This window comes from Shewanella nanhaiensis (genome assembly GCF_019457885.1).
Classification (GTDB): Bacteria; Pseudomonadota; Gammaproteobacteria; order Enterobacterales; family Shewanellaceae; genus Shewanella; species Shewanella nanhaiensis.
Window position 1 is genome coordinate 140,436 of the sequence record NZ_JAHZST010000007.1, and the last position, 20,376, is coordinate 160,811.

Here is a 20,376-nt window from a genome sequence, read left to right on the forward strand (position 1 = left end):
TAATGCCTTCTCACAGAGGAGAAGAGCTGTATTTATTGTTATAAATATTTTTATTAGCTTTAACTACTCTCCGACCCTGGAGATAAAGTGAACAACCTGTATAAACTATGAGTAACAATTATGCAACAGCGACTAAAATCTAAACAAAGTAGCTTTGTAAACCAGCTAATCCAACTTTTCTCAAAATTAAGAATCTATTAACAAAGAAAAAGCTTAACCAGCTGTAAAATAAGTTTTTATTTTAATCGGTATAAGGGGTGACATAAGAAGAAATGAATAACTACTTACCTTTTAAGGTTAATTAACTTTCATTAGCATACTGCTTTAAAATAGTGGTTAGCACCTTAGCAGGTTTAGCTATTTTCCCCTGTTTGAGGTACACAAGGTGCCAGTATATTTTTAATCCCAGCTCCCCTAACGGCACCGTTCTAATCATGCCATTTTCTAAATAGGGGCTGACCAGATGTTTCGACATAATAGTCACACCAAGATTAACCTTGGTAAGCTCTAGAATGGCTTCATTAAACCCTACTTGCAGCACCTTTCTTGGCAGAACATTTTCCGGCTGGAAGAAGAGTTCATACTCCCTATCTTTCTCTGGAATCGTCGAGTTAGTGATATAGGTTTCATCAATGAAGTCCTCTGCAACTAGATGATTTCGTTCAGCCTTCTTATGATCTTTAGAGAGACAAGCCATCAGCTCATCTTGCAGCAGAAAACTGGACTCGTAGAGGTTCTCATCCAGTGAGAGTTTCTGCTGAGAGCTTGAGATCATAGCGATATCCACATCCCCATTAAACAGCGCATTCAATGGACGTTTCGCAGAAGCAGCGGTGATCTCCAACTCAATATTAGGCAGCTCCTTAGCGAAGTAACTGGTGACAGCAGGTAACCACTTAAATGAAGCATAATGGGGCAAGCCTATCCTCAAAACTTGCTCGACACCATCAGATAATCGCGCGATGTCATATTCTGCTCGTCCCAGCTCCTCCAAGATTTTCTTAGCCGAATGCAGCAGACGCTTTCCTGCATTGGAGATAATAAGCTTACGCCCTCTGCGAACAAACAAGCTGGTATTAAGGCGACGTTCGGCTTCACGAATCCGGTTAGTGAGTGCCGGCTGGGTGATAAACAGAGACTCAGCGGCCTCCTTAACCGTCTCAGACTTAGCGATAGTGCATATCATCTTCAGGTGATTGATATTAAGTTGGGTTTTAGTGATATCCATTATGTTCTCGCCGTCTACCTATCAAAACTAAATCAGTAAAACTTAAGCAAACTCATTCAAAAAATGAATTATTTTAAGAATATTATTCAATTATTGTTATAGAACATAATCAAGTAGAGTGGCTTTATCAAGGTTAACTTTATTAGCTTAACCTGTAGGCAATCATCTCTCCTTTTCTCACAAAGAGCTAAGATGATACTAATACTGAGTGGATAAAAAATGCCTCCATTGAAGGAAAATAGGATGAAGCCAGCAGAAAGAGAACAGCTAGGATTGGAGTTATACCGGGCATTACGTGATCAAAAAATGTTACCACCACTGACCGAACGTGAGCCACAACTGACCTTAGATGATGCTTATCAGATCTCACAATGTTTTTTACAGCATAGGCTCAATGATGGCGAACGCGTTATCGGCAAAAAAATAGGACTCACCAGTAAAGTGGTTCAAGAGATGCTAGGGGTACATCAACCCGATTTTGGCTTTCTCACCGATGCCATGATGTTTGAGTCAGGCTGTGAGCTCCCTTTTAGTTCACCACTCATTCAAGCGAAATCAGAAGGTGAGATCGCCTTTATCTTAAAAGCCGATCTTAAGGGGCCAAATGTGACGCCACAGGATGTCATCGATGCCACCGAAAGTGTCGCAGCCTGTTTTGAGATTGTCGATTCTCGAGTCAAAGATTGGAAAATTAAGATAGAAGACACAGTTGCTGATAACGCCTCTTGCGGCATCTTTGTCATGGGGGCAGAGCGTGTATCACCTCAGGATGTGGATTTTGAAAACTGCCAAATGGTGATAAAAAACCGAGGAGAGGTGGTCGCCACAGGACAAGGCTCTGCAGCACTAGGCTCGCCATTAAATTGTGTTGCCTGGCTCGCCAACACATTGGGCGATTATGACATAAGCCTCAATGCTGGCGACATTATCTTATCAGGCTCACTTGCAGCCATGATCCCCTGCCAAGAAGATGATGATATGAGCGTTGAAATTGAGGGCATAGGCACCGCCAGTTATCGCTTTATATCAGCCTAAACAAGACAAACCACTTTGTACCCACAAGATGAGAAACCATAAAATGGTGAATAAAAAAATCAATATCGCCCTGATTGGCTCAGGTAATATCGGCACAGATCTGATGATAAAAGCCCTTAGAAGCGGTACGCTAAATCCGGTCTGGATGGTGGGAATAGATGAAAACTCTGACGGTCTAAAACGCGCAAAGGCGCTCGGGTTAAAAACCACCCACTTAGGCATAGATGAGCTACTAGAGCATATTGAAACCGATAATATCCAGATAGCCTTTGATGCCACCTCAGCTTATGTCCATCAAGAGAATAACCGCAAACTGCAAAGCAAAGGCGTGAAGGTTATCGATCTGACCCCTGCCGCTATTGGTCCCTACTGTATTCCGCCAGTTAACCTTGAGAGTTTACTTTCACAAACCGAGAGCCAAGCTCAAATAAATGATGGCTCAACAACGAGTAACTTAAATATGGTGACCTGTGGTGGTCAGGCGACCATCCCAATTATTGCTGCCATCAGTCGTGTTCAGAGCGTGGACTACGGTGAAATCGTCGCCACTATCGCCTCAAAATCAGCAGGCCCTGGCACACGTAAAAATATTGATGAGTTTACCCGAACGACTGCAGATGCCATCGAGCAGATAGGCGGTGCTCGCCAAGGTAAGGCCATTATCGTCATGAACCCCGCTGAGCCACCACTAATGATGCGCGACACAGTTCACTGCTTGACTCTAGATGAACCAGATATTGAGGCGATCACAGCATCAGTACTCTCTATGATTGAACAGGTTCAAGAATATGTTCCAGGTTATCGACTAAAAAATGGTCCTGTATTTGATGGTAAACGAGTATCGGTATTTCTTGAGGTCGCAGGCCTCGGTGACTACTTGCCAGAATACGCAGGGAATCTGGATATTATGACCTCAGCAGCGCTCTGCACAGGTGAGATGTTAGCCCGTAATCTAAGCTCAAACATGAGCGTCAAAGATAGTCATCACTAAACAGATATCGAAAAGGATCAAACATGAATATCAGTAATAAAAAAATCATCCTTCACGATATGTGTTTACGGGACGGTATGCATGCAAAGCGTCATCAGATAAGTTTGACTGAGATGACTCAACTGGCCACCGCCCTTGACGATGCAGGAGTGCCGCTCATCGAGGTCACCCACGGTGATGGTCTCGGCGGTAACTCAGTGAATTATGGGTTTGCCGCCCACAGCGATGAAGAGTATCTCTCCACCGTTATTCCTTTAATGAAGCAGGCTAAGGTATCAGCCCTGCTGCTACCAGGTATTGGCACAGTCGATCACCTTCGAATGGCTCACGAATTAGGCGTCAGCACGATTCGGGTCGCCGCCCAATGCACAGAAGCGGATGTGACAGAGCAGCATATCTCACTGTCACGTGAACTGGGTTTAGACACGGTCGGATTTTTGATGATGGCCCATATGCTTGAGCCAAAAGCCCTGTTAGAGCAAGCCAAACTGATGGAGAGTTACGGTGCAAACTGTATCTACTGCACAGATTCCGCTGGCTATATGCTGCAAGATGATGTGTTTGAGCGTATCAGTGTCTTGCGTGATGGCCTAAAGCCTGACACTCAAATTGGCTTTCACGGTCACCATAACTTAGCACTGGGCGTAGCTAACTCACTCACTGCTGTCGAAGCAGGTGCTGAGCGTATCGATGGTTCCGCCGCAGGACTCGGTGCAGGCGCAGGCAACACGCCTCTTGAGGTATTTAACGCTGTCGCGACTCGTATGGGCGCTAGCACCAATGTCGATCTGTTTAAGTTAATGGCGGCTGCAGAGGAGATAGTGGTCCCCATGATGGATCAAGCGATTCGGGTCGACCGTGATTCCCTAGTACTCGGTTATGCGGGAGTTTACTCCTCCTTTTTGCTGCACGCTAAAAGAGCTGCAAAAAAATATGGTGTTCCCAGTGAAGCTATTTTACTAAAACTGGGCCAGATGAAGACCGTTGGTGGTCAGGAAGATATGATTGAAGATGTGGCCATTAACCTAGCAAAGAGTCGTTAACCACTCATAGAGTGTAAAAGAGCCAAGGGGGTTGACCACTTGGCTCCTTTTTAACTCACAATTGATATTAAATATCTTCAGGCGTCTCAAACAGCTGAGGCTGTTTTTTCTGCTTTTCATCCATCTCAACCGCAAAGCGTCTGAGATAGAAACTTGCCAGTGCTAACATCACACCAGTTACAGCAGCAATTAAGGCTAATGAGCCAAACCAGAACAGAGCCACCACGCCTACCATATGACGGTCAACCTCACTGGCATCTTTCTTACCATAGGCATACATGGCTAAACGGTAGACTTGGTTTTGATTAATCAGGTGACTTATCTGCGTATTTAGCAAACGTTGCTCGTTACGTAGCTCGAAGATCTGTTCATCGTATTTAAATACACGTTGAGAGATATCCTCAAGCTCAATACGCTTACCCTCTTCATAAAGCGCAACTTCACCTTTCGCAGCCTCAGTCATGCTAAAGAAGTTATCTTTTTCATTTTTAGCACGGTTAATGATGGCATTTCTAACCCGAGAGTTTTTAGCGTAACGATCGCCTATCTCTTTCTTTTTCGCATCAATACGTTCATTAACATCATTGACTCTGCGCTGATATTTACTGTTCACGAACTCTATCTGTTGCCTAAGTTGGTTCTCCATCAGAGACTGCTTCTCAAGTGCGTTGCCACCTAAATAACCGGTTGTGATCGTGCCGAGTTGACGCTCCTTCTCACTGATAAGGGCGCGATACTTCTTCTCAACAGCCGCTTCGGTAAAGAAGTTAGAATCGTCCATTTCAGACTTCATCTCAGCCTTCAATGCATTTAACTCTGCTAATAAACGACTGCGCTCATCCTTACTGCCAGTCACATTACCGACAATCGTTGCGGTAAACCTATCTTCTATGACACCTTTCTCTTTAGTCCAGTCTCGATAGTAACCATCACGTATCGCCATCAAGCGATCTATCTCTTGTCTAAGCCCAGCTTCAAAGCCGTGATCGATTGAAGCTAACTGCTTATTTTTAGCCAACTCAACTTGTGAAAGATTTTCTGAAAGCTGTGTATCGAGAAGTTCTGTTTGCGCAGCTAACTCAGCATTCAACTCCTCCTCAGTAAACTTCTGCACATGATCTCTGCGCTTTTCAATCAGTTCAATTTGCGTATCGACATTCACTATCTCATTCTTTCTATTGTCGATGGCTCGACTGAGATTTGAGAAGTTGCGCTCAAAACCATTCAACATGGTTTCAAAAGTGATTAAACTCAGGAAAAACACAAAGAAGAGAAAAATAGAGCGCCAAAGCACACTTTTCACATTCATAAAGGTAAAAACAAGGGGGATTTTACATAGCTCAACCACAGCAACCAGCAGGAAAGGTAACCCTGCAACTACGATGGATGAGGTACTATCAATCAGATCTGTATTTTCAAAGTTAGAGATAGATTTAAAAGCTGAGACAGCCATTAAAATTGAGATAGTAAAGCCTATTAATACTGCGATAACTTCCACAGTCCAAGCTAAACGAATTAAAAAGCGGGAGTAAAAATGCACATTTTCTCTGTCGTAATACATTATATAACCATTTTAATTTATTGTTATTTTCACATTCTGCCGTTCACAGATGCGGACTGCTTGCATGATAAATAGTTTGGCCATTGATACCTTATGGTAAAAACCTGCCCACTATCACTTCGGAAAAATAGCGACTAACTCATCTCACTTTGCGAGCCTCGCAGCCGAACAAACACACAAGATAATTTATTAATACGAGCCAAAATCAACATAACAGCTAAAAAGTACCACCTCCGACACCCATAAAGTTAGAATATAAAACCACAAAAACAGTAAAAACCAGTCAAATCAACCAGACGAAAAATATTTTAACATAATTGCAAAAAAAATGAACAGGTGAAGTGGAAGCAGAAAAAGCACTAAAGAGGAGGAGGGGAAGAGAGAAAACGAGTAGTACTAAATACCAATCAGTATGAATAGAGATAAAATAAAGGGCCCACTATGGACCCTAAAAGTGTTGCGCTTTTAGCGCATTAAGCAAAGAAATAAGCTAATCCCTGCAAACAAGCTAAGGAGAAGATACCGGCAAGCACATCATCTATCATGATCCCAACCCCGCCTTTCACCTTAGCGTCTAACCAACGGATCGGCCATGGCTTAATAATGTCAAAAAAGCGAAACAGGGCAAAGCCGATAGCCAACCAAAGCCAACCAGCAGGAGCTGCGATCATAGTGATCAACAAACCAGCCACCTCATCCCATACGATGGCGCCGTGATCGTGCACCCCCATATCTTTAGCGGCTTTATCACAGATATAAAAACCTGCAATCACACTTAGCAGAGTTAAGCCTAAGTACCACTGAATACTTAATGGAGCCATTAATAGATACAGAGGAATAGCCGCCAAGGTACCAAAAGTGCCAGGAGCTTTTGCCATCATGCCAGAGCCAAAGCCTAAGGCTAAAAAATGGATAGGATTAGTCAGGGATAAGCGACTAAGGGCTTCATCTTTAGAAAGAAAGTTCATCAGGAAAAATGTTCAAATCCAATATTAATAGGAGTGTAAGCCTGACCATCACGAAGTAGTTTCAACTTATCACCTGTGCTTATCTGGCCTATTTGAGCAAATGAAACGCCGGTATTTGCTAGGGCAATTTCAAGTGCCCCTTTTTGTGCTTCCGGGACACTAAAGAGCAGCTCATAATCTTCCCCGCCCGTTAATGCATAGCTCAATGCTTCCTCCTCTGTTACAGAGTTTTTAAGAGAAGCAGACAGTGGCAAGAGATCCACATCAATAGTGGCCCCGATACCAGACTGTTTTAACAGGTGCTGAATATCGCTCAGTAACCCGTCGGAAAGATCGATAGCGCTTGAAGCCAGCGTACGAAGGGCTTGGCCAGCAAGTACTCGTGGAGTTGGATAATAGTGACGATTAATTAAAAAATCTGCATCTTCAGGACTCGAGGTCCTGTTACCACGAATAAGATCTAGCCCTAAAGCCGAATCCCCTAACGTGCCAGTGACATAGATCCAATCACCAATTCTGGCGCCACTTCGTGTTAAACCTGTGCCCGCTTGTACCTGCCCGTTAACCGTAATAGTGATAGAGCGTGGCCCACGAGTCGTGTCACCACCAACAAGGGCAATATTGTAATACTCAGCAGCTTCAAATAGACCAGCACTGTAACTGGTTAACCACTGCTCATCCACTTCAGGCAATGTCAGCGCTAACGTCATCCAAGCAGGCTCCGCCCCCATAGAGGCAAGATCTGAGAGATTAACCGCCAGTGATTTATAACCTAAGGCTTTTGGAGGAATATCGGGATAGAAGTGAACATTCTCAACTAAAGTGTCACAGGATATTGCGATGGATTTATTGACTGCGGGTGTCACTAAAGCACAGTCGTCGCCAATACCTAGCTCAACATCACGACGTGACAGAGCTTGCTTGGCAAAAAAGTGTTCGATTAATTGAAATTCTTTCACAGGAATAAGCTCTCGTTAGCTGGATAATAAAGCTAAAATAAGACCAAGTATAGATGAAATTTGCTGCTACCTGAGTACTGAAATAGAGGAAGAAAGACAAAAAAAACGGCATCCAAAGATGCCGCCTGTTGTATTACTTACGACCTACAATCTTGTCGAGAATACCATTTACGAACTTATGGCCATCTTCGGCACCGAACGCTTTCGCTAGTTCGATAGCCTCATTAATTGCCACCTTATAAGGTACATCCTTACGGAATGTAAGCTCATAAGTTGCCAGTCTTAACACAGCTTTCTCTATAGGAGAGACCTCATCATAAGGACGCTCGATATGAGGTGTGATCAACTCGTCTATTTGAGCCTGTTTTGTCGCTGTTCCCGATAATAGCTCACGGAAGTAAGTTACATCGATACCATCAATCTTCTGCTCAGTCAGAAACTCATGCTCAACATCAGCAATGTTATTTCCACTTAACTGCCAAGAGTAAATGGCTTGAACGGCTAAACGGCGGGCCTTGCGGCGCTCAGAAGGCTTCATCTCTATTCCTAATCTTGCAACTGCTGTTCTAGTTCTTGCAGCACGTTGACCATTTCAAGCAGACCAAGTGCAGCTTCACCGCCCTTGTTACCCGCTTTAGTACCTGAGCGTTCAATCGCTTGCTCTATGGTATCGGTGGTCAAAACGCCAAATGAAACAGGAAGATCAAACTCAAGAGCAACCTGAGCTAGACCTTTGTTACATTCACCTGCAACAAAATCAAAGTGTGGCGTACCGCCACGGATAACTGCACCTAGTGCAATTATGCCATCAAATTTACCGCTAGCAGCAACACGACGTGCAGCCAAGGGTAACTCTACCGCTCCAGGAACACGTATTACTGTGATGTTCTCATCAGCAACCTGACCAAAGCGTTTCAGTGTATCGACCGCACCTTCAAGTAAACTTTCAACAACAAAGCTGTTAAAACGTGATACTACGATAGCAACCTTTGCATTTTTCGACTCGATATTACCTTGAACTACGTTCATTTATCTTACCTAAATTAGCTAATTTTACCGGCACGGGCACGGAAGAGGCAGTATGATAGCACAGCCTGCCGCTGGTTCCCCATGCAATTATTTATAAATTTATATAATTCTATTCAGAAATGTACTCTGTCACTTCTAAACCGAAACCTGAAAGTGAGTGGTAGCGCTTCGGTGAGCTCAACAGACGCATCTTAGTCACGCCCACACTCGCTAGAATTTGAGAACCCACGCCCACTTGGCTAGAGGTTCCTTTCCACTTAGCCGCTGCAACCGCTTGACCTTTATCTTCAAGTTCAAAGGCTTTCACTTTGGCTAGAATATCACTGCTATGCTCTTGGTGACCAAGAAGTACTAGCACACCACCTTCATCAGCAATACGTTTCATCGCCTTCTCAAGTGGCCAGCTGCGCTCTTGATCACGCTCAGAGTGAAGTAGATCATTAAAGGTGTTTTGCAGATGTACTCGAACTAAGCCATCCTCTTTCACTGCGCCTTTAATCAATACATAGTGAAGTTGGTTATCGATTGTGTCTCTGAAAGTCAACATATCGAACTCACCAAAACGGGTTGGCAACTTACATTGAGCTTCACGAACCACATTGGTCTCTTTGGTATTACGATACTCAATAAGGTCTGCAATCGTGCCCATCTTAAGACCATGCTCTTTAGCGAAGATCTCCAGATCTGGACGACGAGCCATAGTGCCATCATCATTTAGGATCTCAACGATAACCGACGAGGCTTCAAAACCAGCAAGACGGGCTAAATCACAACCCGCTTCAGTGTGACCTGCGCGGATAAGTACCCCGCCCTCTTTCGCCATTAACGGAAAGATGTGACCTGGCTGGACGATATCACTTGGCTTGGCATCTTTACCTACTGCAGCAAGTACTGTCACAGCGCGATCTTGCGCCGAAATACCAGTGGTTACCCCCTCTGCGGCTTCAATAGAAACCGTGAAATTGGTAGAGAACTGCGCATTATTGTCACTCACCATCAAGGGCAGGTTTAACTGCTGACAGCGCGCCTGAGTTAAGGTCTGACAGATTAAACCACGACCAAACTTGGCCATAAAGTTAATCGCTTCAGCGGTAACCATATCTGCCGCCATGATCAGATCGCCTTCATTCTCTCTATCTTCATCGTCCATCAAGATAACCATTTTACCGAGGCGAATATCTTCGATGATCTCTTCTATACTGTGTAACGACATTGTAAGGCCTTAATGTTTAATTCTAATGTAATTTTACTAAAGTAAATCGGTATTTTGCTAAGCTAAACTTACCGCCATCTTCTAGCGTAAAAAACCTGAACGAGCGAGCAGATCCATGGTCACATTCGACTCAGGTGTTTGCGCTTTATCGCCGGCATAACTCATTAAACGCTCCAGATGACGGGCAATAAGATCAACCTCAAGGTTCACCGTATCACCGGCCTTCATATCCACTAAGGTAGTTTCACCAGCAGTATGAGGCACTATGGTCAATCTAAAGCGATTATCTTGTACTTCATTGACGGTCAAACTGACCCCATCGATAGTAATAGAGCCTTTATGGGCGATATACCTAGCTAACTCGACTGGCGCGGTTAACCAGAACTCAATCGCTTTACCGCGAAGCTGTCTGTCATCCACCGATGCGATACCATCGACATGACCGCTGACCATATGCCCACCAAGACGAGTCGTTGGCGTTACCGCTTTCTCAAGGTTAACCTTTCGTCCAACTTGATAGTGAGCAAAACCAGTTAAACTTACCGTTTCAGCTGAGATGTCGGCCACATAGCCATCACTCATGCACTCAACAACGGTCAGACATACGCCATTAGTGGCAATACTGTCACCAAGACGAACATCGCCTAAGTCTAACTTTCCACTGGCTACGGTAAGGCGAATATCATCACCACGACGTTCAATTTTGCGCAGCGTACCTACTGATTCAATGATCCCGGTAAACATGAATTATGACCTTATATCTAATGTTAAGCGGGTATCAGCCCCGACTTTACGTTCATCGACAAGCTTGATAGCTGGTATCTGTGACATAGCAGTATACTCAGGAAGTGTGATTAAGTTACGTCCACTTGAGCCTAATATTTTCAGCGCCTGATAAAGTACTAACTCATCACCATGGCCTTGAGCGATAACACTCCCAGCCAAGGTTGCCCCCGCTTCAATAAGCACAGAGTTACACTGCTTTCCTAAATATTTAAACAGCTCATTGAGATCCACACGCCCAGACTCATCGCAGTTCAGCTTTAACTGCTTAACATGTGACGGCCAGCTTTGCTGCTCTATAGCTGGGTAATCATCACAAGAGACCAGAAGAATTGGCGACTCAATCGCAAATAGGGCTAAATCTGATGTTACCCGAGCACGGCTATCCAATACGACTCGAAGCGGTTGATGTAGATCGCTTTCGCTGTGTTTATCGGCTAATGAGCCCAACTCGCTATGGCGAACATTGAGTGATGGATTATCGGCCAAGATGGTCTCAACACCTGTCACCAAGGCGCAGTGACGGGCACGAAGTCTTTGTACATCACGGCGAGCCTCTGGACCTGTGATCCATTTTGAAGCGCCATTGGCTAATGCCGTTTTGCCATCTAAGCTCGAAGCCAGTTTAACCGTTACCCAAGGTAGACCTGCCTCCATACGCTTCATAAAGCCGGGATTGATCTTATAGGCTTCATCTTGAAGTAAACCAACATCAACTTGAATACCTGCGTCCCTGAGCATGGCAATGCCACGTCCACAAACCTGAGGATTTGGATCTTCAACCGCAACAACAACGCGAGCAAGCTGATTTTTAATAAGAGCTTCAGCGCAGGGGGGGGTACGACCATAATGGCTGCATGGCTCAAGGGTAACATAGGCTGTTCCGCCTTTAGCCCCGAGATTGAGATCACTATTTGCCATTGCCAGAGCATGCACTTCAGCATGGGGGCCACCCGCTTTGATATGGAAACCTTCGCCGAGGATCTGTCCATCTTTGGTGACGACACAACCCACACACGGATTTGGCCGAGTGGTATACAAACCTTGGCGCGCCAGTTTGATGGCGTGGCCCATCATCTCAATATCTTCTACAGACCAGTTCATGGAGTACCCTTCAATTTAGCCTGCTATTTCTGTAGTTTAGCGATCGCATCGCCAAACTCTGAAACATCTTCAAAAGCACGGTAGACTGAGGCAAAACGGATATAGGCAACCTTATCGAGATTCACCAACTGATCCATCATCAAGTTACCTATCATCTCAGACTTGATCTCTCGCTCTCCGGTTCCACGCAGCGTTGACTTAATTTTTGTCAAAGCTTGTTCGATTTGATCCATAGAAACCGGACGCTTCTCGACAGCCCTAAGCATGCCGCCACGTAACTTCTCTTCATCGAAAGGCTGACGACTACCATCTTGTTTTACCACCCGAGGCATTACGAGTTCAGCGCCTTCAAAGGTAGTAAATCTTTCATGACACTCAGCACACTCACGACGACGTCTGACTTGATGGCCATCGGCCACCAAACGGGAATCGATCACCTTAGTATCAGTTGCGCTGCAAAATGGACAATGCATTGAGCCTCCAGCGGAAAAATAGAATAAAAAAGGATGATTTAGAGTTACAACTCTAAATCAGAGTTTGCATTTACTCAATCACAATCCTCAGATACAAAAATGGCCGCTATAAAGCGGCCACCGAAGTTTACCTGATTTAACCCTTAAGGTTAACCGTAAACAGGGAACTTAGCGCACAATTCAAGAACCTGGTTCTTAACACGCTCAATTGTTCCTTCGTTAGTAATGTCATCTAGCACATCACACATCCAGTTGGTCAGTTCAACCGCTTGCGCTTCTTTAAAGCCACGGCGAGTGATTGCTGGAGAACCGATACGTAGACCTGAGGTCACAAATGGAGAGCGTGGATCATTTGGTACTGAGTTTTTGTTAACAGTAATGTTAGCAAGACCTAGCGCTGCATCGGCATCTTTACCTGTGATATCTTTACTGATTAAATCAAGCAGGAACAGATGGTTATCTGTACCGCCGGACACAACATCATAGCCACGTTCGATAAAGGTTTTAGCCATCGCCTGTGCATTAACAACAACCTGCTCTTGGTAAGCGGTGAACTCAGGCTCTAATGCCTCTTTAAATGCAACCGCTTTAGCAGCGATAACATGCATTAAAGGACCACCTTGACCACCTGGGAAAACAGCAGAGTTCAGCTTCTTGTAGATAGCTTCATCATCAATCGCAGAAAGAATTAGACCACCACGAGGGCCCGCAAGCGTCTTATGCGTTGTGGTTGTCACAACATGAGCATGTGGAAGCGGATTTGGATAGATACCCGCAGCAATAAGACCCGCTACGTGAGCCATATCAACAAACAGGTAAGCACCTACTTTGTCTGCGATCTCACGGAACTTGCCCCAATCAATGATACCTGAGTAAGCACTGAAACCTGCGATAATCATCTTTGGCTTATGCTCAACAGCAAGACGCTCAACTTCAGCGTAATCGATCTTACCTGTTGTTTCGTCAATACCATATTGAACAGAGTTATAAAGCTTACCAGAGAAGCTAACGTGTGAGCCGTGAGTCAAGTGACCACCATGAGCTAGGCTCATGCCTAGTACTGTGTCACCGCCTTCAAGCAGCGCCATAAATACAGCTGCGTTTGCTTGTGAACCAGAGTGTGGTTGAACGTTAGCATAGGTCGCACCAAACAGCTCTTTAGCACGAGAAATTGCTAACTCTTCAGCAATATCAACATGCTCACAACCGCCGTAGTAACGCTTACCAGGGTAACCTTCAGCGTACTTGTTAGTCAGCTGAGAACCTTGAGCTTCCAGAACACGTGGACTGGTGTAATTTTCTGAAGCGATAAGTTCGATGTGCTCTTCTTGACGACGAGTCTCATCTTGAATCGCTTGAAACAGTTGTGGATCAAAGTCCGCGATATTCATATCTTTTTTCAGCATTGCTTACTCCAGCTGTAAATACTTATAGTAGGGTTGCGCGGTATTCTACAGCGCATTTGATCACAATCACAGTATTTGAAAGATGAAATTAGCTACAGTTAATGATGAACATGACTCACATGGTCATCAAATCCAGACTGTCGCTGATATTTAAAGCTGTTTTATCTAGAAAAATCCCTTAAGCCGTTAGTTTGATAGCGATTATAGAAAACACTTTTCTCAGTAACATCACTCCCCCTCTCATGGTAAATAGCGAGACCTCTCACTTCCTATCAAATATCTAAAAGAACTCTGTTTAGCTTCCCCATTTAATCAAGTAGAATCATGCCATTGTTTTGTCATAGAAGATGAAAATCATGGCTCAGTTTGTATACAGCATGCTTAGAGTGGGTAAGATAGTCCCGCCTAAAAAGCAGATCCTTAAAGATATCTCATTAAGCTTTTTCCCAGGCGCAAAAATTGGTGTTTTGGGTCTGAACGGCTCAGGTAAGTCCACCCTACTTCGCATCATGGCCGGTATCGATACCGAAATTGAGGGTGAAGCGCGTCCAATGCAGGATCTTAAGATAGGTTACCTGCCTCAAGAGCCTAAGCTTGATGAGAACCAAACCGTTCGTGAAGCGATTGAAGAAGCGGTATCGGTAGCTAAAAATGCCCTAACTCGTCTCGATGAAGTTTATGCACTTTACGCAGAACCTGACGCTGACTTCGATGCCCTTGCCAAGGAGCAGGGACAACTTGAAGCGATCATTCAGTCACAAGATGCCCATAACCTAGACAACATATTAGAGCGCGCCGCTAACGCCCTGCGACTACCTGATTGGGATGAGAAAATAGCCGTATTATCTGGTGGTGAACGCCGCCGTGTGGCTATCTGCCGTCTGCTACTCGAAAAGCCTGACATGCTGCTTCTCGATGAGCCAACCAACCACTTGGACGCAGAGTCTGTTGCTTGGCTTGAACGCTTTTTACAAGATTACACAGGCACCGTTGTGGCAATTACCCACGATAGATACTTCCTCGACAACGCCGCGGGTTGGATCTTAGAACTTGACCGTGGTGAAGGTATTCCATGGGAGGGTAACTACTCCTCTTGGCTTGAGCAGAAAGATGCTCGCCTGCAACAGGAATCAGCCACTGAAAGCGCTCGTCAAAAGACCATTGCCAAGGAGCTTGAGTGGGTACGTCAAGGCTCAAAAGGACGTCAGTCTAAAGGTAAAGCGCGTATGGCTCGCTTTGAAGAGCTCAATACTAACGATTACCAAAAGCGTAACGAAACCAATGAGCTGTTCATTCCACCTGGACCACGTTTAGGTGACAAGGTTATCGAGATTAATAACCTGACTAAATCCTATGGCGATCGCGTACTTATCGATGACTTAAGCTTTACTGTCCCTAAAGGGGCTATCGTCGGTATTATCGGTGCCAACGGTGCAGGTAAATCGACCCTGTTTAAGATGATCTCAGGTGCAGAGCAGCCAGATAGCGGCACAGTGGAACTCGGTGAGTCTGTACAGATTGCCTCGGTTGAGCAGTTCCGTGATTCGATGAACGATAAGAACACGGTATGGCAGGAGATCTCTGGTGGGCAGGATATTATGCGCATCAACAACACTGAGATCCCATCTCGTGCCTACGTGGGACGCTTTAACTTCCGCGGCGGCGATCAGCAGAAGATCATCGGCACCCTATCGGGTGGTGAGCGTAACCGAGTTCATTTAGCAAAACTGCTGCAAGCTGGCGGTAACGTGTTACTACTCGATGAGCCAACCAACGACTTGGACGTTGAAACTCTACGTGCACTGGAAGAGGCTCTACTTGAGTTCCCAGGTTGTGCCATGGTTATCTCCCACGACCGTTGGTTCCTCGATAGAATCGCCACCCACATTCTTGACTACCGCGATGAGGGTAAAGTGAACTTCTACGAAGGCAACTACACCGAATACTCAACTTGGTTAAAAGAGACCTATGGTACTGATGTGGTTGAGCCACATCGTCTTAAGTACAAGCGTATGAGCTAGCGAGTAACGAGTAGCTCAGAATAATGACTAGCCACTCTTTATAGGGTGGCTTTTTGTTTTTACCCAAAGGGGTAATTTACTTGTCGGATAACAAGTTTCAAATATCATCTTTGATTGGGTTCATTGGGCTTTGTTGGTGTTGGGTTGTGTTTTTTAAGGTCGTACCTTCATGGCTATCTATCGCTTGCTCAGCGGGATATGTGCAGCTACTTCTGTGACACGGCGTGAATATATCCTATAGCCTCGGCCGTGACATCCTTGTCACGGACGGTCACAGCCGCATCTACACCTGAACGTTTACCTCTTCGATTGAGGTTTTGGGTTATAACTAATTTTTGGAAAAAAGTTTCTTAGTGACTTTACTAAATTATTATTTCACGGATTACCTGGTGTATAGCAAAATCTCAAGCTTAGTGCCCATATTTATTCATCCACTACAAATATCTGAGGGAATGCATTACACATTCCGCTTCCAGTCAATGGTTAGCTTGCAGAAAATCCATACTTTCAAAATCCTTGTATTCAAAATCCCCATGATACCCAACTTTAGACTCTCTCCTCTCCCCCTTTATCTGGGTTATTATTTCTAAACCACTGGATTTTAATAAAGGAGCTAAAAATTCTCTTTTTAAATAGAATCTTTTCCTAGAGTTAGAGTATCCATCTAGATCTTCAACTATATACTTTGAGATTTGTTGACCATCTTTGAAGTAACAAAGCTGCTCACAATCAAACTTAAGTCCGTGCTCTTTGACAAAACTAGGCGCAAGCATTGGCATAGAAAAACTCCCATTTGAGTGTTCCCAACTATATTCGATGATAAAATCTTTAAGTGAATGCTCTTTATATTTAGGTACAGTCAGTGTATGTGTTCCAGATGTTCTTACAAAAGCACTTCCATCAAAGAACACATTTGATTCAACTTCTATTTCTTCTTCACCATCTTCTTCCTTGATAACTTGAGGTTCAGGGGTTTTACTCCATGTACTATAAAGCTCTCCCAAATAAACGTCAGATAACTTGGTGATTTCAGGGAACTCCAATTTGCTAGATTCCTCGTTATCAAAATCAAAGTCTTTCAGTGACTCTCCGAAAATAAAAAAGGAGTTTACAGAAGCATAGAAATGACGATTTGATTCCTTAGATTCCTCAACTATGAAGGCATCAACCAAAATCCAGTTTTCACTTTCAAAACTTGCGCAATCGCTGAGGTGAACCAGAGTAGGGGCTTCCGAATAATTAATCCATTCTTCTGTAGTTAACCCTTCATCATCCAAGTACATTTTCTCACCAAAAGGATAGGTTATTAAGCTTTTACCAGGAAAAAATGGGTCTATACCTTCTATAAACCTTCCTCCCCAAAACTCCAACTGATCCGAATCGAGTAGTTTACCTGTCATTTGGTAGTACGCTATCCAAGAGTACTTTTTCCCATAACGCTCTACTTTTGCAGTTTCGTGTCTGCTGTGATAACCGCTCGAAGAAATTTGATTGTCTAAGTTACCAAATTTGTCCTCGCTCCATCCCAAATCATATACCTTCCACAATATCTGATTACGAATTTTCGCGTAAGCCTCATGTTCATAGTCATAATTACTACGATCTTTAACTAGGCGACCAATAGTATAGTTCTCGAAATCCATTTTAAGAGGTGATAAATGTCCGCTCATGCCATCAGTGCTTTCTTCATTCCATTGACTTCTGGGCATTTGATCAAAAGGTTCAGTAGCTGCTTTAATTTCTGATTCACCAATATTAATTTGAGATTCTAAATTCGCACGCATTACCAAACATGATGCATATTCTCTGACTAATATGTTTGTTGTAGCGTACTTCGAATCATGACTGAAGAAATTAGCTACTATGTGTTTACTAAACGCTTCTATCTCACTTAAGTTTTCAGATTTGTCCAAAGATATACAGATTACTGAATAACATGCGGCAATTATCCGCTCTAAGATATATTCATCATCTACCGCTAAAATAGGTTGGACTATTTCTAGAAAACTCTTAGTGTTGTGCACTCCATAGTAGACTAAAGCCTCAGTTGAAACATCTCTTAGCTCAGTTACGACTGAGTTAAGGAACCAAATCGTTGTAATTAGCCTTAGTTTTTCTATTTCTGGATCTGAAAACTCTCTATTTTTCCAACACTCAGCCCTAAATCGAATGCCTTTTATCAATTCATCATGGTTTCTTCGAAAGTACTCTCCCCATGAAAGATCTCTGTCCACCATCGACATGTCTAACAATACATCACTAAGGAACTTTGCGTTTAGAGGATGGGATATTGCGAATCGTACGTCTCCCAAAGATTCAATATATTTTCGTTTCAAACCTTCATTAAGTATTAAGCTTTTCAATTCGCATACTGTTTCACCGCAAATGCAATTAGGTTCAATCAAATGCGACAAACTTAAAACTTCATTTTTGTAAGTTGAAGGAACTATTTGCCAAACATGTGGCAGATTATACTGCGGTGCAATAGCGACAAGTGCGTGCAGGATGTCCTCTGACAGCTCATGCTGGAGAGTCACATCTTCGAAGATTTTTTCAAAGAAATCTTGTGAACTGAATAGCGATACGTCTCGATTTAGACAATAGTGATCCATTAAATAGAAAGCTATAATGTACCCACCTAGGCGGTCATATGCTGGGCTTAAGCGATATTCTCCACGACGAACCAGATCTCTGAATATCAAACCTTCTTGAGATAGCAAGTTGACAATATTACTGTCCCAATCTGTCGACTGTGGATTATACTTCTGCAAAAAGTCTCTTTCTAAAACACCTCTACCGTTTGCCTCCCAGAGAGCTTCGCCTAAGTAGTAGACTGCGTTTTCTACGTCAGCAATTGTATACCTGATAGACAGGTTAGTCATTTCAGAGATAGTCTTTCCAATATGTGTGACTTGCTCTTTAAACAATGAGTATATGGATGACGGAAAACTTTGAACCACAACACTAGTCTTCCTTGAGCGATTCGTAACTTCACAAAAGATTTTCAAGTTTAAAGGGTGGCTGAAGAAACTTTGCGGAGCCGCTATTGGATTAGCACTAATCTTATAATATCTAAAGTATGTACCTATAGCTTGGACAGTTACTTCGTCACTAAACCCTTTTAATAGTAACTCAAAGCAATCATTGGGGAGCGCTTGCTGCGCAAACCCTTCTCTTGATGAGCTATTAGCTCTGACAGCGCCTACATGTTTCCGAGACTGATATCCATCTCGCAATGTACAGACGAGAACTACATTTGGATATCGAGGTAATACAGTCTCTATGCTTGCCAATAAGTTCTTCCATTCTCTTGGGTCTTCGGCCTCGTTTAATCCATCAACAACGATTGGAACTCGGCAACGATTTCTTTCTCCCGCCGAATCTATAGCCGAAAGCAACAGTTCAAACGATCTAACTTCGTTAGAAGCAAAGGACATATTTTGAACCAGAGAATCAAGCGTTCCTCCCTTACGGAGTTTTTTTCCGTGAAGAAGAATTCCAGCTAGCCTGTCATCATTTTGGCTTGTAACTTCAGCAGCTAATTGTGTTTTGCCTCTGCCAGCTTTACCAATAACAGCTATTAGTTGATGAGCGAACAGTTCTACAGCTTCTGACAACAGCTTCTTGATGTCTTTGATAACTGCATTAGCATTGGTCAAATGAAGAGAAAGTGGTAGATTCTGCCTTCTGGTTAACCTTAGTAACTGACTTATGTTTTTTGTCTGCTCTGAAGATTGAGCAAAATTCGCAATTCTACCTATTTCTCTACCTGACACTGTAGACTCAAAAATCTTACAGCTAGATATAACCTGTTTACAAAAGGCTATGAACTCCTCTAGAACAGACGAAAGGTCTACATAATCCTTATGCCTAGCTAACTCAGAAATAGTTGACAAGTAAGCGTCTAGTTTAACTTTCGCAGCATATATATCAGACCATGCACTAGGTTCACCGAGCACTCTTCTTATATCTCGCTCTACGTCTGTAGATTGGTGAACTTCATGAATCCAACGACTTCTAATCGGAGCCACTGAATTCGTATGCTGTTCATTTAACATATCTGGTGTTAGAGCCAGCTCTCCAAAATAATTAGCCCTTAACTCTGTTGCTGGGCCTGAGAGATAAGACTCTAAATCGTTTTCATTCCAAAGATGTAATGTAAAGCCATATTTTGTTTGTAAATCATAGAACCAAGTTTGGTCAGCCTTCGCTAAGGTTTTATGTGTCCAAAGAATCCATACATTTAAATCTGGTAAGTGTTTTTTCGTTGTCTTCAGCGAGTGTTCAATCTGGCTCTTTGCCACAGTAGTTAAGCCACCGTCACTTTTATATTGGAACCATTTACATTGCCATCCAACCTTTAACCCTTTTGTTCCCAATCTTAGGTCATCACAATCGAGCTCAAGATGGAACTCCACACCTGGTTGATTTTTTAACTCTTTTATTGGCCCATGATTTCGAAATTGTCGAATGACAATTCCTCTACATAAGCTTTCAAAACTAAATGCATGTGCGTTAGGATGCTGTCCAGCTACATGTTCAAACTTAGCCCAATCAAGCAC

16 protein-coding genes are annotated in these 20,376 nt (G+C 43.5%); 4 read left to right on the top strand and 12 right to left on the bottom strand.

Annotated elements, in window-relative coordinates; all coding sequences use genetic code 11:
• Positions 1 to 301 precede the first annotated feature (301 nt).
• A complete protein-coding gene (locus K0625_RS11765; RefSeq protein ID WP_220109876.1) occupies positions 302 to 1,228 on the bottom strand; it encodes a LysR family transcriptional regulator in 927 nt (308 codons plus the stop codon).
• Positions 1,229 to 1,471: 243 nt separating this feature from the next.
• Here K0625_RS11765 and K0625_RS11770 point away from each other — a divergent pair, with 243 nt between their 5' ends.
• From K0625_RS11770 to dmpG, 3 genes are read left to right on the top strand one after another with little or no spacing between them, the layout of a single operon-like run.
• Positions 1,472 to 2,263: a fumarylacetoacetate hydrolase family protein gene (locus K0625_RS11770; protein WP_220109877.1), complete on the top strand. Its 792-nt coding sequence runs from the start codon at positions 1,472 to 1,474 to the stop codon at positions 2,261 to 2,263.
• A 43-nt stretch (positions 2,264 to 2,306) separates the two neighbouring features.
• Positions 2,307 to 3,254: an acetaldehyde dehydrogenase (acetylating) gene (locus K0625_RS11775; protein WP_232847061.1), complete on the top strand. Its 948-nt coding sequence runs from the start codon at positions 2,307 to 2,309 to the stop codon at positions 3,252 to 3,254.
• 23 nt (positions 3,255 to 3,277) lie between these two features.
• Positions 3,278 to 4,297 carry a 4-hydroxy-2-oxovalerate aldolase gene (gene dmpG, locus K0625_RS11780; RefSeq protein WP_220109878.1) on the top strand — a complete coding sequence of 340 codons (1,020 nt, stop codon included), beginning with the start codon at positions 3,278 to 3,280 and terminating at the stop codon, positions 4,295 to 4,297.
• 67 nt (positions 4,298 to 4,364) lie between these two features.
• On the opposite strand, the gene K0625_RS11785 is transcribed toward dmpG, so the two are convergent.
• The 10 genes from K0625_RS11785 to glyA form a co-directional block, all read right to left on the bottom strand.
• Positions 4,365 to 5,858, bottom strand: a complete 1,494-nt coding sequence (locus tag K0625_RS11785) for a hypothetical protein (RefSeq protein ID WP_220109879.1) — start codon at positions 5,856 to 5,858, stop codon at positions 4,365 to 4,367.
• Between the two features lie 473 nt (positions 5,859 to 6,331).
• Entirely contained in the window at positions 6,332 to 6,826 is a 495-nt protein-coding gene (locus tag K0625_RS11790; RefSeq protein ID WP_220109880.1) for a phosphatidylglycerophosphatase A family protein, read from the bottom strand.
• On the bottom strand, positions 6,826 to 7,785 hold the full coding sequence (gene thiL / locus K0625_RS11795; protein ID WP_220109881.1) for a thiamine-phosphate kinase: 960 nt from the start codon (positions 7,783 to 7,785) through the stop codon (positions 6,826 to 6,828). The genes K0625_RS11790 and thiL overlap by 1 nt, the downstream gene beginning before the upstream one ends.
• A gap of 133 nt (positions 7,786 to 7,918) precedes the next feature.
• Positions 7,919 to 8,323 (bottom strand): transcription antitermination factor NusB, encoded by a 405-nt coding sequence (gene nusB, locus K0625_RS11800; protein ID WP_012324024.1) that lies wholly within the window; start codon positions 8,321 to 8,323, stop codon positions 7,919 to 7,921.
• An 8-nt stretch (positions 8,324 to 8,331) separates the two neighbouring features.
• Positions 8,332 to 8,814: a 6,7-dimethyl-8-ribityllumazine synthase gene (gene ribH / locus K0625_RS11805; RefSeq protein WP_012324023.1), complete on the bottom strand. Its 483-nt coding sequence runs from the start codon at positions 8,812 to 8,814 to the stop codon at positions 8,332 to 8,334.
• Between the two features lie 109 nt (positions 8,815 to 8,923).
• Entirely contained in the window at positions 8,924 to 10,027 is a 1,104-nt protein-coding gene (gene ribBA / locus K0625_RS11810; RefSeq protein ID WP_220109882.1) for a bifunctional 3,4-dihydroxy-2-butanone-4-phosphate synthase/GTP cyclohydrolase II, read from the bottom strand.
• 81 nt (positions 10,028 to 10,108) lie between these two features.
• Positions 10,109 to 10,771, bottom strand: a complete 663-nt coding sequence (locus K0625_RS11815; protein WP_220109883.1) for a riboflavin synthase — start codon at positions 10,769 to 10,771, stop codon at positions 10,109 to 10,111.
• A 3-nt stretch (positions 10,772 to 10,774) separates the two neighbouring features.
• On the bottom strand, positions 10,775 to 11,914 hold the full coding sequence (gene ribD, locus K0625_RS11820) for a bifunctional diaminohydroxyphosphoribosylaminopyrimidine deaminase/5-amino-6-(5-phosphoribosylamino)uracil reductase RibD (RefSeq protein WP_220109884.1): 1,140 nt from the start codon (positions 11,912 to 11,914) through the stop codon (positions 10,775 to 10,777).
• A gap of 23 nt (positions 11,915 to 11,937) precedes the next feature.
• Positions 11,938 to 12,387, bottom strand: a complete 450-nt coding sequence (gene nrdR, locus K0625_RS11825) for a transcriptional regulator NrdR (protein WP_220109885.1) — start codon at positions 12,385 to 12,387, stop codon at positions 11,938 to 11,940.
• A 149-nt stretch (positions 12,388 to 12,536) separates the two neighbouring features.
• Entirely contained in the window at positions 12,537 to 13,793 is a 1,257-nt protein-coding gene (gene glyA, locus K0625_RS11830; protein WP_012324018.1) for a serine hydroxymethyltransferase, read from the bottom strand.
• A 356-nt stretch (positions 13,794 to 14,149) separates the two neighbouring features.
• Between glyA and ettA the strand changes: the two genes are divergently transcribed.
• Positions 14,150 to 15,814, top strand: coding sequence for an energy-dependent translational throttle protein EttA (gene ettA, locus K0625_RS11835; protein ID WP_012324017.1), 1,665 nt, complete (start codon positions 14,150 to 14,152; stop codon positions 15,812 to 15,814).
• A gap of 476 nt (positions 15,815 to 16,290) precedes the next feature.
• On the opposite strand, the gene K0625_RS11840 is transcribed toward ettA, so the two are convergent.
• A complete protein-coding gene (locus K0625_RS11840; RefSeq protein ID WP_220109886.1) occupies positions 16,291 to 20,376 on the bottom strand; it encodes an NACHT domain-containing protein in 4,086 nt (1,361 codons plus the stop codon).